Genomic DNA, 12,414 nt, shown 5'->3' on the forward strand with positions numbered 1-12,414 from the left:
CACCTAGACAGGACGGGTCCGGCTGGTGTGACACCGCGCCCCGCCGCGGGGGCCGGCCGCCTCCGGCCACCGCCCCGTGTCACAGATCCGCCGGGCACCTGGTCAGGAGGACGAGCGGTCTTCACGACCGGACATGACCACGTGCACGGCGGAGTATGTGCCGCCCGGACACGGTGGAATCACGGAAGGTGCGACTCAGTGTCGGAGAACTCACAGCACGCCCACCACGGCCACGGTCACGGAACCGGCGGCGAGGACGGTCCGAGCTGGACCCGAGCGGCGAAGATGCTCCAGGACGCCTCGCCCATCACCATCCCCGAGGGCGCCTCGGCGATGACCATCCACGTCCAGTGGGAGCCCGGTGACCCCGGCACCCCGCCGCACCGCCACTCCGGCCCGGCGTTCGGCTACGTCATCAAGGGCGCGGTCCGTTTCGAACTCGAGGGCGAGCCCGAGCGCGTCATCGAGGCCGGCGGCACCTTCTGGGAGCCGGGTGGCGACGCCATCCACTACCAGGACGGCAACGCCCTTGCCGACGAGCCGACCGAGTTCATCGTCACCATGATGTGCGCTCCCGGCAAGCCCATGCTGGAGCTGGTCGACGAGGAGGAGCTCAAGGAGCGCGCCCACCTGCGCGCACCGCGGCCCACCGCCTGACCCGGGACGTCCGGCCGCCGTCCGCTGCCCCACGGCGGCGGACGGCGGCATGTCGGCGCTGCGTGCCGGGTGCCGGATCACCGCGCTCCGTGACACGAAGTGCCGGCCGTTCACACGACAGGCGAGGCCCTGCGCCCGTGACACCGGTTACCGCCGAGGTGTCACAGGCGCAGGGCCCCGCCTGTCGCTGTCTCCTACTCCACGAAGTACGAGTCGTGCTTGTCGAAGAACGCGGCACGTTCCTCCTCCGACGCGTGCGCCAGCTGCGACACCTGCTCGAAGTACTCCTCGCGCGGGGCGCCCGGGGTGAACAGGAGCAGCATGTCGGCCGGAGCGTCGGAGTCGTTCCGGAAGGCGTGCAGCCCGCCCTGGGGCACGTGCAGGAAGTCTCCCTTGCGCGCATCCACCCACTGCACACCGTCGAACACGCGCACCGTGCCGTCCAGGATGTAGAAGGACTCGGAAATCCGCTTGTGGAAATGCGTCTTGGGACCGCCCGCCCTGGGCCGCATCTCCACCCGGTACAGCCCGAACTCGCCCCGAGTGGTCCCCGTGGTCGCCAGGTAGTGGGTGGCGTCCTTACCGGTACCGCTCTCACCGATGGCCGGCGGTGTGGTGGCCGGTCGGAAGACGGCGCTGACCTCACCGTCCTCTCCCCAGTACTTCTGCTCCGGGTACGGGTACGACATATCTGGATCCCTTCCTGCGGCGGGCGCGTGGTGACACGCCGGCGTGAACCGCCGAGCAGCGGTCCTTCCTACAACGAGACCGGTGGACATCCGCCGGTGTGACAGCCCGGAGCCCCGGCGGGGGGTCATTCGGCGGTCTGGTGGTGGATGAAGCGGGACACCAGCGGCGGCTCCATCAGCCAGCCGTGTGTCCGCCCGTGCAGCGCACGAGAAGCCGCGGCGGTCTGCCGCAGTGTGCCGAAGGCCACCGACGCGCCGACGGCCAGCAGGCCCGCGCACAGCGGCATCGCCCGGCTGAACGACGTGTCGAAGGCCGCGTCGGACCGGTAGGCGTCCGGTCCCATCCCGACCAGGAGGGGCAACGCCGCCACGGACACCAGCCCGGCCGCCCTGGCCGCGGCGTTGTTGATGCCGCTGGCCAGCCCGGCGTTCGCGGAGTCCACCGAGGACAGCAGGGTCACGGTCAGCGGAGCGACCATGACGACCATGCCGGCTCCCATCACCAGCAGGGCCGGGAGGATGTCGTGGAGATAGGACGCGCCCGGACCGACCCGCAGCATCATCAACATGCCCGCCGCGCACACCAGCGGGCCGACGGTGAGCGGCATCCGCGGCCCCAGCCGACGGGCGAGCATCCCGGACCGGGACGAGAACAGCAGCATCAGCGCTGTGTTGGGCAGCATGGCCGCACCGGCTCCCAGCGCCGAGTACCCGACGACGATCTGAAGTTGCAGAGCGGTCAGGAAGAAGAAGCCGCCCGTGCCCGCGTAGACGCACAGGGTGATCAGGTTGACAGCGGTGAACTGCCGGGACGAGAAGACGGACAACGGCATCATCGGGTCGCCGCTGCGCCGCTCCACGCGGAGGAACGCGGCACCCGCCGCGACGCCGGCGACGGACGCGCCGACGGCCACCGGTCCGCCGTCCCGGGCCTCGGTCAGCGCGTAGGTGATCAGGGCGAGTGCCAGAGCACCCAGGACGGCGCCGGGGATGTCGAAACCGACGCGCTGCCGGCCCCCCGTGCCGGCCGTGAGGACTCCGTCCGTCCGGGGTGTGCCGACGGACTCCGGGACATGGTGCAGTGCTACGGGCACGCACAGCAGCGCCGGGACGATGCTCAGCAGGAAGGTCCAGCGCCAGCCGGGACCGTCCACCAGCCACCCGCCCAGAAACGGCCCGAGGGCCGCGCCGACACCGCCGAAGCCCGACCACAGACCGATCGCGCGCGGCCGGTCGTCACGGTGGAAGGAGGCCTCGATGATCGCCAGTGAGCCGGGCGTGAGCAGAGCACCGCCGACGCCTTGCAGGGCTCGGGCGGCGATGAGCGTGGTGGTGTCCGGAGCCAGACCGCACAGCAGGGAGGCCACCGCGAACCACACCAGGCCCAGGACGAAGATGCGGCGCCGCCCGAAACGGTCGCCCAGGGAGCCGCCCAGCAGGATCAGACCCGCCAGGGTCAGCATGTAGGCGTTCACCGTCCATTGGAGCACGGCGAGGTCGGCGTCGAAGTCGTCCCCGATGCGCGGCAGAGCGACGTTGGTGACGGTCGAGCCGAGCAGCACCACGCCGGATCCCAGAACGGTGGCCAGCAGGGTCCACCGTCCCCGGGCACTGGCGAGGCGGAGCGGGGCGGAGTCGTCCGGAGCGGGGGAGTGCGTCATGTCGTGTCCTGGTTCCGTCCGGCGAAGCCGTCGCTGCCGGCGTACTCCTGCCGCAGGACGCGCACGTCGCGCACGGCAGCCGCGAACGCCTCGGGGCTCTCCTGCGGAAGATTGTGGCCGGCGTCCGCCACCTTGCGGTGGAGCCGGGGGCCGGTGAAGTGACGAGCGGTCGAGGAACCGTCCGCCGCGGGGAAGTTGCCGTCGGCCAGGCCGTCGAGGGTGACGGTGGGAACCGTGATCGCGGGCAGCTCGGCGAGACGTGTCTCAAGGCTCGCGTACGCCTCGGCACCCGGCGCGAAACCGAGCCGGTGCCGGTACGAATGGATGACGACGTCGGTGTAGTCGGGATTGGCGAACGCCCTCGCCGTCCGCTCCAGATCCTCCTCGCGGAACTGCCACTTGGGGGAGTTCCGCTTCCAGATGACCTGGGCGACCCCCCGCGGGTCGGCGGCCAGACCGGCCCGGCCCCGCTCAGTGAGGAAGTAGTAGAAGTACCAGAAGCCCGCCTCCCGTTCGGGTGCGACGGGTTCCATCGCCGCGCCGATGTCCTGGATGAGGTAGCTGTTGACCGAGACCAGGCCCAGAACGCGCTCGGGCCACAGGGCCGCGGCGACGTTGGCGGCGCGCCCGCCCCAGTCGTAACCGGCGAGGTAGGCCCGCTCCACGCCCAGGGCGTCCAGGAAGGCGACGACGTCGGCTCCCAGAGCGGCTTGCTGACCCGAGCGCTGAGTCGACTCGGACAGGAACCTGGTGGGTCCGTGGCCCCGTAGATAAGGGACGACAACCCTGAACCCGCTCTCGGCGAGCAGCGGGGCGACGCCCGCGTAACTGTGGATGTCGTAGGGGAAACCGTGCAGGAGCAGCACGGTGTCGTCTCCCGAACCCGTCTCGTAGTAGGCGACTTCCAGCACGTCGGTGCTGACTCGCCGGAGAGGGGCGAGTGCGTGGCGTTCAGACATGGGGGTCCTCTGGGTTCCAAGGCCCGCGGCGGTCGCTCCGGGCTCCGTGCCGCCGGGCGGACTTCGACCGACCGGGCGGGGCGGCGTCCGACGCCTGGCCGAAGGTCGGGGCGACCAGGCGAGGGACGGTCCGCGGCCGGCCGAGCCGGAGCGGCTGGCTCAGCCGAACATGCCGGGCTTGTAGTCGCCGGCGGGCTGCCGGTTGATGACGTTGATGCGGTTGTAGGCGTTGATGACGGCGATCAGCGACATCAGCGCGACGAGCTGGTCCTCGTCGTAGTGCTTCGTGGCATTCGCCCATGCCTCGTCCGACACGCCGTCCGCGCCGTCCGCGATGCGCGTGCCCTGCTCGGCCAGCTCAAGCGCGGCGCGCTCGGCGTCCGTGAAGACGGTGGCCTCGCGCCACACGGCCACCAGGTTCAGACGCTGCTGGTCCTCACCGGCGGCGGCGGCGTCCTTGGTGTGCATGTCGGTGCAGAAGCCACAGCCGTTGATCTGGCTGGCACGGATCTTCACCAGCTCCTGAGTGGCGACCGGGAGAGCCGAGTGCACCGCCGCGCCGGCCGAGTTGAGGTGCTTCATGACCTTGCCGGCCAGGGCGTTGCCGAAGTAGTTGACACGCGCGTCCATGACGGAACTCCTCAGGTGTGGAACAGTTACAGCTCACTGACCGGGAGCCCCTTCGATCTGTGACATCGTCGGTCATCGAGTCACTCCCGTCGGACCAGGACACGGTCCGGATCGTGCAATACGATCCGCAGCACCGTGTGACAACAAGCAGGTGGGCCCGTCGGCCCGAGGGCGGTCATCCTGGGACCGCAGACACCGGGCACGGCGAGCGCACCAATCAGCGAATTCAAGGTGATCACCATGGCAACCGAGAGTGTCCTGCACCCGAGCCTCATCGTCCCGGTCGGGCACGTCGAGCCCGTACCCCGCCGCATCCGGGGAATGATCGGCGGCCGTGTCGCCTTCGACACCCGCCGCGCGCTGTACGTCTGGGAGTGGCAGGCCTACCCCCAGTTCAGCATCCCGGTCGAGGACCTGGTGGACGGTGTTCTCGACGACGACAAGCACACGGAGCACCTCGGCGCCGGACCGGCGCACCGTCACACCCTGCGGGTTGGCTCGGAGGTCCGGCCGGGGGCGGCGTGGGTCTGGGGAGAGGGCGCCCCGGGACCCCTGCACGACACCGTGCGCTTCGAGTGGGAGGCGCTGGACTCCTGGTTCGAGGAGGACGAGCCGGTCTTCGTTCATCCCCGGAGCCCGTACTCCCGCGTGGACGCCCTGCGCTCCGGCAGCAGCGTCAGAGTCGAGGTGGACGGTGTGGTGCTGGCGGAAGCCCCCAACTGCGTGAAGTTGTTCGAGACGGGCTTGCCGACCCGCTACTACCTCGACCGAACGACCATCGACTGGAGCAGGTTGCGGCACTCCGACACGGTGACCCGATGCCCCTACAAGGGGACGACGAGCAGCTACTGGTCGTTCGACAGCGACACCGCCTCCCACGAGGACATCGCCTGGATGTACGACTTCCCGACCATCCACGTCAACCGCATCGCCGGACTGACCGCGTTCTACAACGAGCACGTCGATCTGTACGTCGACGGCTTCCTGCTGCCGAGGCCCACCGACCCCACCCGGCCGACCGCTGACTGACGACGCTGGACCAGCCGGCCCGGCCTGCACAGGGTTCCTCGCGAAAGGCCGTGGCCGGTGAGCGATTTACGCGCCGTTTTCACCGACGCGTCACACATCGGCTCCCGGCCCGGTCTCCTGAGGTGGAAAGTCCTCCCAAACCCACCCCATCGCGAGGAGTATGCCGTGAGCGACATCATTCTCGAACCCGCCGCACAGGAATTCGCCGACGCGGCCGCCAAGCCGCCGCTGCTGTACGAACTCGGTGTCGAGGGCGCCCGTAAGCTGCTCGACGACGTCCAGTCCGGGCCGATCGACAAGCTCGACGTAGACGAGAAGTGGATCACTGTCCCCGCCGAGGCCGGTGACGTGCGGGTGCGCATCGTCAAGCCCGTCGGCAGCACCGGCGTCCTGCCCGTGATCCTCTACGTGCACGGCGGCGGCTGGATCCTCGGCAACGCCGGCACCCACGACCGCCTGGTGCGTGAACTGGCCGTGGGCGCGGAGGCGGCCCTGGTCTTCGTCGAGTACGACCGCTCGCCAGAGGCGAAGTACCCGGTCGCCATCGAGCAGGCGTACGCCACCGCCCAGTGGGTCACCGCCATGGGCGCCGAAGAGGGGCTGGACGGCTCCCGTATGGTCGTCGCCGGTGACTCCGTCGGCGGCAACATGAGCGCCGCCCTGACTCACCTGGCCAAGCGGCGCGGCGACGTCACCTTCCTGCACCAGTCGCTGTACTACCCCGTCACCGACGCCGGGCAGGACACCGAGAGCTACCGGCTCTTCGCCCACGGTCCGCACCTGACGGCGAAGGCCATGGAGTGGTTCTGGAACGCCTACACCACCGACCCGGCCGAGCGTGACCAGATCACGGCCTCGCCCCTGCGCGCGACCCTGGAAGACCTCCAGGGGCTGCCGCCGGCGTTCGTCGTGGTCGACGAGAACGACGTACTGCGCGACGAGGGCGAAGCGTACGCCCGCAAGCTGATCCAGGCCGGCGTGCCGACCACCAGCGTCCGCTACAACGCCACTTTGCATGACTTCATGATGCTGAACCCGGTTCGCGGAACCCATGCCTCGACCGCCGCGATCGAGCAGGCCGTTCATGTGCTGCGCAAGGCGCTGGGAACCGACTGACCGACTGGTCGCTCTCGCGCGGCAATTCCGCGGAGGATCCCAATTCACCGGCGTCTTCACCTGCGTATTTCACTGGCAAAATGAAAGGCCACTCTCATGAGTGCACAAAAGCCGACCATCGTCCTCGTCCACGGCGCGTTCGCGGACTCCTCCAGTTGGAACGGCGTCGTCGAAAGGCTCCAGTCGCACGGCTACCCGGTGGTGGCCGCGAGCAATCCGCTACGCGGACTGGCCAAAGACAGCGAGTACGTCAGACAACTCGTGACCTCCATCGACGGCCCAGTGGTCCTTGCCGGCCACTCCTACGGCGGCTCGGTCATCAGCAACGCCGCCGTCGGCCTCGACAACGTCAAGGCACTCGTCTTCGTCGCGGCCTTCCTGCCGGACGAGGGCGAGAGCGCGGTCACCCTCTCCGGCAAGTTCCCGGGCAGCACCCTGGGGGAGGCGCTCCATCCGGTACCGGTCACCCTGCCGGACGGCAGTCAGGTCACGGATCTCTACATTGAGAAGAGCAAGTTCCACCAGCAGTTCGCCGCGGACGTTCCGGAGGAGACCACGGCGGTCATGGCCGCAACCCAGCGACCCGTGGCCGACGTCGCGCTGGCGGAGGGTGCCTCCACCCCGGCGTGGACGAACGTCCCGTCGTGGGTTCTCGTGGCCACCGAGGACCGGAACATCCCGGCCCAGGTGCAGATCTTCATGGCCGAACGCGCGAAGGCCACCGTGGTGAGCGTCACCGCCTCCCACGCGGTCAGCGTCTCGCGTCCCGGTGACGTCGCGCGCCTGATCAACGAGGCGGCGCAGGCGACCGGCTGAACCGCCGGCTCCCGGCACGCCGGGCCCCACCGGGCGGCCGATCGAGTGGTGGTCGGCCGCCCGCAAGGCGCGTCGAGGAAGCACGCGCCGTCGGCCGTTGCCCCCTCCCCGCAGCCCGGTCCAGGTGCCGAGCGCCGGGCCACCGACTCTGGGAACGCATCATGAACATGAACAAGCAGGCAGCTCGTGGACTGGTCGACATAGAGGCTTATCTGTACCGGGAGGCTCATCTCACTGCTGCTCGCCGGCGTGTGACGGCCTTCACCGCGAGGATGGGCGGGCTGACCCACGAACAGAAGAGGGATATAGAGCTGTGGTATCTGGAGGAGCAGAAGTACGTGGCTCGCATGGTGACGAAGTACATCGCCGACAGTGTCGGCGCGGCCGAGACGGCGAACAAGATCCGGTTCGGGCGATGGCTGCGCGGAACACTGATCGCCATGGCGGTGATCACCGTGTTGACGTTCGTATGCACGGCCGTCGTCGTGGGATCGGTGTCCTGATCCCCGCGCCGTGCAACCGGGGGGCACGTTCGGGAATGGCTCGACGTCCTTGAACGCCAAGGTATCGTGGCGGCCGGGAGGCTGTCATGGCGAGGGACGGAGCACGGACCGGATTCTTCGGGCGGCGGGACGAGTGCAAGGTTCTCGATGACCTCCTCACGCAGGCCAGGGCGGGGCGAAGCGGGGTTCTGGTGCTGCGCGGTGAGGCGGGCATCGGGAAGACCGAGTTGCTGAACCACCTGCGCGACCGTGCCACCGGATGCCGCGTCGTCAGGGCTGCCGGGGTGCAGTCCGAGATGGAGCTTTCCTACGCCGGGCTGCATCAGCTCTGCGCTCCGCTGCTGTCCCATCTCGATGATCTTCCCGAGCCGCAACGCAACGCACTGCGCACCGCGTTCGGAATGCAGGTCGGTGACGCGCCCGACCGGTTCCTTGTCGGTCTGGCCACCTTGAGTCTGCTCGCCGGGGCCGTCGGCGACGAGCCGTTGCTCTGCCTGGTCGACGACGCGCAGTGGCTGGACCGTGTGTCGGCCCAGGTTCTGGAATTCGTTGCTCGCCGGCTGCTTGCCGAATCGATTCTGCTCGTACTGGCCGTCCGCGAGTCCGGCTCCCGCGAGATTCTCGCCGACCTGCCGGAGCTCGCTGTGCGTGGATTGAACGAGCGCGAGTCCCGCAGACTCCTCGACTCCGTCGTCACCGGGCCGCTCGACCAGCGTGTGCGCGACCGCGTCATCGCCGAGACGCGCGGCAATCCGCTGGCCCTCCTGGAGCTGCCGCGAGGTCTGACCGCCGTCGAGATGGCCGGGGGATTCGGAGGGCCCAAGGCCCGGCCCCTGTCCAGTCAGATCGAGGCGGGCTTCCTCCGAAGAATCCAGTCGCTTCCCGCGGAGACGCAACAACTGCTGCTCATCGCCGCCACCGAGCCGGTCGGTGACGTGGCCCTGCTGCGGGATGCCGCCGAGCGCCTGGGAATCTCCGTGGACACCGCCGTGACCCACGCCGAGGCCTCGGGACTGATGACGCTCGGCATGTGGGTGCGCTTCCGCCATCCGCTGGTTCGCTCCGCGGCGTACCACGCCGTCGGCTTCGAGGAACGTCGGCGCGTGCACGCGGCTCTGGCCGACTCGATCGACGCGAGGCTCTATCCCGAACGCCGCGTGTGGCACCTGGCGAGCGCGGCGACGGGACCGGACGAGGCCGTGGCCGCCGAACTGGAGGGATCCGCCGGGCGGGCGCAGGCGCGCGGCGGGGTCGCGGCGGCGGCAGCCTTCCTGCACCGGGCCACCGAACTGACCCCGGATCCCGTACGCCGCGGAGCCAGGGCCCTGGCCGCGGCGCAGGCCGAATACCAGGCGGGCGCCTTCGACGCTGCACGGGAACTGGTCGATGCCGCGGAACTGAGCCATCTCGACGAAGTCGGAGCCGCACAGGCGACCTTGCTCCGGGGCCAGATCATGTCCGCGGCCAAGAGCGCCAGCGCCGGCCTGCCGCTGTTGCTCGAAGCGGCCAAGCGGCTCCAGCCGTACGACGCCGTACTCGCCGGTGAGACGTACCGGGACGCGATCTACGCGGCCCTGACCGCGGGCCGGCTGGCCACGGGCGGGGTGCGCGACGTCGCCGAGGCGGTGCTGAGTGCGCCGGGCCACGTCGACACCGAGAGCCGTGAAGGTCTTCTTCTGACCGGTCTCGCACGGGTGATCACCGAGGGATACTCCGCGGGTACGCCGATCCTCCGGGAGGCCGTCGACGCCTTCCGCACGGGAGGACTTTCCCGGGAGGAAGGCCTGGGATGGCTTCCGCTTGTGTGCCGCATGGCACACAGCACCTGGGACTTCGCCGCCTGGTCCGAGCTCTCGGCACGGCTGGTCGACCTCGCCCGCGGCAGCGGAGCGCTCGCCGTCTTGCCCTCGGCCCTCCTGCTGCGCCTGTCGAACCGGGTGTTCGCCGGCGACCTCCGCGACGCCGATTCCCTGGCCGTGGAAGCGAACGCGATCGGCGAAGCCACGGGCAGCAGCTTCTTCGCGCATTACGGAGCACTCGTCGTGGAGCCCTTCAAGGGACGGGAGTCCACGACCCGGCAGGCGATCGAAACCCTCACGCACGACCGTCTCCTGCGGGACGAGGGCAAGGTGACGACGGCGACCCAGTGGGCGGCGGCGGTCCTCTACAACGGCCTCGGCCGATACGAGGAGGCCCTCGCCTCCGCCGAGCGTGGATGCGAGAACCCGCAGGAACTCGGACTGTCCCTCCAGTCCCGGGTCGAACTCGTCGAAGCGGCCGTACGACTGGGGCGGACCGCGCAGGCGGCCGAAGCCGTGCGCACGATCGAGGAGATGGCCCAGGTCAGCGGAGCCGACTGGGCGCTCGGCATCTCGGCCGCCACTCGTGCCCTGGTGACCGAGGGGCAGGCCGCCGACGTCCTGCACCGGGAAGCGATCGAGCGGCTCGACACGGCACAGGCCCGGATGGACGGCGCACGGGCACGACTTCGCTACGGTGAGTGGCTGCGCCTGGAACAGCGACAGACCGAGGCCCGTTCCCAGCTGAACGAGGCGCACACGATGCTGGGCGAAGCCGGGGCCGAGGCATTCGCGGAGCGTGCGCGACGCGAGTTGCAGGCCGTGGGCGTGAAAGTGCGCAAACGCGCCTCGACGACGCCGGTGGTCCTCACAGCGAAAGAAGTCGAGATCGCGCGACTCGCCCAGGGCGGCTTCACGAACCCGGAGATCGGCGCCCGGCTGTTTCTCAGCCCGCACACGGTCGAATGGCATTTGCGGAAGATCTTCGCGAAGCTGGGGATCTCCTCCCGCAAGGAGATCGGCTCCGTGCAACTCGAAGGGATGCCGGCGACGTCCTGACCCGCCCGGTTTCCGGGCGGGCCCGGTCACCCTAGGCGGGGGACACGTCCGGCTCCGCCAGCAACGTGGGTACGGTGACGATCTCGACCTCCCTGGTCAAGAGGCGGTGAATGGGACAGCGCCCGGCGGCTGCCAGCAGCTGCTCCCGCTGCGCCGGCTCCAGATCGCCGGTCAGCCCGACGTTTTTGACGATGTGCCCCTGATCACCGAACCGTACGGCCACGTCGATGCGGTCGAGTGCCCAGCCGTGCCGGTCGGCCATCGCCCGCACGGCCATGGACGTGCAGGACCCCAGCGCTGCCAGGAGCAGCTCACCCGGGGTGGGACCCGCGTCGGTGCTGATCGGCTCGGGTTCGTCGGCCGTCAGGGTGTGGGGGCCGACCGCGATGGAGCGGGTGAGCCGTCTGCCTTCGGCAATGGACACGATGCGTGTGGTCATGGGTCTTCCTCTCGACCGAGGTGCGGGGACCGGGTAGCTCATCCCTCTTCCGCAGAGACCGAGCGGCGCATGCGTGTGTGACAGGCCGGCCGGGACAGCGCAGTGCTGTCCCGGGGCCCCCTCCCGCGGAGCGCGGCGCGGCCCACCAGGGCATCACCAGGGCACCACCACGCAGCCTCCCACGGGTTTTCAATGGCGCGGTCGCCGCGCTGCCGCGCGAGGGTTGGTCACGCGGCGCTCCGACGTCGCTCACCCACTCCAGCGGCAGGAGCCGACCGTGGACACGTATCTGAGAGAACGCAGACGCTCGCCGGTGCAGGACAGCCGCGCCGTGACCTCGGCGATCGACGATCTGGAGGGCGCGGTGTCCCTGTTTCTGCGGGCCCGGCCCTCGTTGATCGGCATCGCCTATCGGATCCTCGGCAATGCGAGCGAGGCCGAAGACGTGATGCAAGAGGTATGGCTGCGGTTGCAGCGTACCGACCGTACAGCCGTGCACAGCCCTCCGGCGCTGCTGCGGACGATCACCGTCCGGGTGGCGATCAATGTGCTCCAGTCGGCTCGCAGACGGCGGGAGTGCTGCGCCACCCCGTGGCTTCCGGATCCGCCGGACCCCGACGCCACACCGGACGCGGTGGCCGAGCGGCAGGATGCCGTGGAGCGAGCGGTCGCCCTGTTGCTGGAGAAGCTGACACCCCAGCAGCGCGCCGTCTACGTCCTCCGGCAGGGGTTCGGATACCCGTACGACCGGATCGCCGGGCTCCTGGACCTCTCCGTTGCCAACGCCAGGCAGCAGGTCACCCGTGCACAGCGGCGTCTCGATGCACCGTGGCGACGGCAGCCCGTGGATGTCGTCGTGCAACGCCGGCTGGTGCAGGCGTTGCGCGCGGCCGCACAGGTGGGCGACCTGGCCCGTCTTGAGCAGGTCCTCCTGAGCGACACCGGAGAACCCATGAGCGCCCCGCGTGGCAGGCCGGCGAACGGTTAGAGCAGTCGTTCGGTCCCGAAACGGTCACTGCCGTTTCGCCCAGCGCGGAGGATGCGTGGTGCTCGGACG

12 protein-coding genes are annotated in these 12,414 nt (G+C 69.7%); 7 read left to right on the forward strand and 5 right to left on the reverse strand.

Annotated features, from left to right (window positions below; all coding sequences use genetic code 11):
* The first annotated feature begins 198 nt into the window (after positions 1–198).
* Entirely contained in the window at positions 199–657 is a 459-nt protein-coding gene (locus tag AQJ11_RS43075) for a cupin domain-containing protein (protein WP_059267105.1), read from the forward strand.
* Between the two features lie 194 nt (positions 658–851).
* Here the strand turns inward: AQJ11_RS43075 and AQJ11_RS43080 are convergent, their stop codons facing one another.
* The 4 genes from AQJ11_RS43080 to AQJ11_RS43095 all read right to left on the reverse strand — a co-directional run bounded on the left by AQJ11_RS43080 (position 852) and on the right by AQJ11_RS43095 (position 4,596).
* Complete coding sequence (locus AQJ11_RS43080; protein WP_059267106.1) at positions 852–1,346, reverse strand: cupin domain-containing protein; 495 nt, start codon at positions 1,344–1,346, stop codon at positions 852–854.
* Positions 1,347–1,471: 125 nt separating this feature from the next.
* On the reverse strand, positions 1,472–3,007 hold the full coding sequence (locus AQJ11_RS43085; RefSeq protein WP_059267107.1) for an MFS transporter: 1,536 nt from the start codon (positions 3,005–3,007) through the stop codon (positions 1,472–1,474).
* Complete coding sequence (locus tag AQJ11_RS43090; RefSeq protein WP_059267108.1) at positions 3,004–3,966, reverse strand: alpha/beta fold hydrolase; 963 nt, start codon at positions 3,964–3,966, stop codon at positions 3,004–3,006. Before AQJ11_RS43090 ends, AQJ11_RS43085 begins: the two co-directional genes overlap by 4 nt.
* 159 nt (positions 3,967–4,125) lie before the next feature.
* Positions 4,126–4,596, reverse strand: coding sequence for a carboxymuconolactone decarboxylase family protein (locus AQJ11_RS43095; RefSeq protein ID WP_059267109.1), 471 nt, complete (start codon positions 4,594–4,596; stop codon positions 4,126–4,128).
* 240 nt (positions 4,597–4,836) lie between these two features.
* On the opposite strand from AQJ11_RS43095, the gene AQJ11_RS43100 reads away from it, so the two are divergent.
* From AQJ11_RS43100 to AQJ11_RS43120, 5 genes are all read left to right on the forward strand, one after another.
* The gene (locus AQJ11_RS43100) at positions 4,837–5,625 is read left to right on the forward strand and encodes a DUF427 domain-containing protein (RefSeq protein WP_059267126.1); all 789 of its coding nucleotides are present in this window, start codon (positions 4,837–4,839) and stop codon (positions 5,623–5,625) included.
* 165 nt (positions 5,626–5,790) lie between these two features.
* Positions 5,791–6,741: an alpha/beta hydrolase gene (locus tag AQJ11_RS43105; RefSeq protein WP_059267110.1), complete on the forward strand. Its 951-nt coding sequence runs from the start codon at positions 5,791–5,793 to the stop codon at positions 6,739–6,741.
* A 96-nt stretch (positions 6,742–6,837) separates the two neighbouring features.
* Positions 6,838–7,557 (forward strand): alpha/beta fold hydrolase, encoded by a 720-nt coding sequence (locus AQJ11_RS43110; RefSeq protein ID WP_059267111.1) that lies wholly within the window; start codon positions 6,838–6,840, stop codon positions 7,555–7,557.
* Positions 7,558–7,718: 161 nt separating this feature from the next.
* Positions 7,719–8,060 carry a hypothetical protein gene (locus tag AQJ11_RS43115; protein WP_059267112.1) on the forward strand — a complete coding sequence of 114 codons (342 nt, stop codon included), beginning with the start codon at positions 7,719–7,721 and terminating at the stop codon, positions 8,058–8,060.
* Positions 8,061–8,146: 86 nt separating this feature from the next.
* Positions 8,147–10,918, forward strand: a complete 2,772-nt coding sequence (locus tag AQJ11_RS43120) for a helix-turn-helix transcriptional regulator (protein ID WP_059267113.1) — start codon at positions 8,147–8,149, stop codon at positions 10,916–10,918.
* Positions 10,919–10,949: 31 nt separating this feature from the next.
* Here the strand turns inward: AQJ11_RS43120 and AQJ11_RS43125 are convergent, their stop codons facing one another.
* On the reverse strand, positions 10,950–11,357 hold the full coding sequence (locus AQJ11_RS43125; protein ID WP_059267114.1) for an OsmC family protein: 408 nt from the start codon (positions 11,355–11,357) through the stop codon (positions 10,950–10,952).
* Positions 11,358–11,634: 277 nt separating this feature from the next.
* On the opposite strand from AQJ11_RS43125, the gene AQJ11_RS43130 reads away from it, so the two are divergent.
* Positions 11,635–12,345, forward strand: a complete 711-nt coding sequence (locus AQJ11_RS43130; RefSeq protein ID WP_059267115.1) for a sigma-70 family RNA polymerase sigma factor — start codon at positions 11,635–11,637, stop codon at positions 12,343–12,345.
* Positions 12,346–12,414: the final 69 nt, after the last annotated feature.

The organism is Streptomyces corchorusii, assembly GCF_001514055.1.
Taxonomy (GTDB): Bacteria; Actinomycetota; Actinomycetes; order Streptomycetales; family Streptomycetaceae; genus Streptomyces; species Streptomyces olivaceoviridis.

Bases quoted from the DNA above. Each gene is read 5' to 3' on its own strand.
- AQJ11_RS43080 (WP_059267106.1), bottom strand. From the start codon at position 1,346: ATGTCGTACCCGTACCCGGAGCAGAAGTACTGGGGAGAGGACGGTGAG.
- AQJ11_RS43085 (WP_059267107.1), bottom strand. From the start codon at position 3,007: ATGACGCACTCCCCCGCTCCGGACGACTCCGCCCCGCTCCGCCTCGCC.
- AQJ11_RS43090 (WP_059267108.1), bottom strand. From the start codon at position 3,966: ATGTCTGAACGCCACGCACTCGCCCCTCTCCGGCGAGTCAGCACCGAC.
- AQJ11_RS43095 (WP_059267109.1), bottom strand. From the start codon at position 4,596: ATGGACGCGCGTGTCAACTACTTCGGCAACGCCCTGGCCGGCAAGGTC.
- AQJ11_RS43100 (WP_059267126.1), top strand. From the start codon at position 4,837: ATGGCAACCGAGAGTGTCCTGCACCCGAGCCTCATCGTCCCGGTCGGG.
- AQJ11_RS43110 (WP_059267111.1), top strand. From the start codon at position 6,838: ATGAGTGCACAAAAGCCGACCATCGTCCTCGTCCACGGCGCGTTCGCG.
- AQJ11_RS43115 (WP_059267112.1), top strand. From the start codon at position 7,719: ATGAACATGAACAAGCAGGCAGCTCGTGGACTGGTCGACATAGAGGCT.
- AQJ11_RS43120 (WP_059267113.1), top strand. From the start codon at position 8,147: ATGGCGAGGGACGGAGCACGGACCGGATTCTTCGGGCGGCGGGACGAG.
- AQJ11_RS43125 (WP_059267114.1), bottom strand. From the start codon at position 11,357: ATGACCACACGCATCGTGTCCATTGCCGAAGGCAGACGGCTCACCCGC.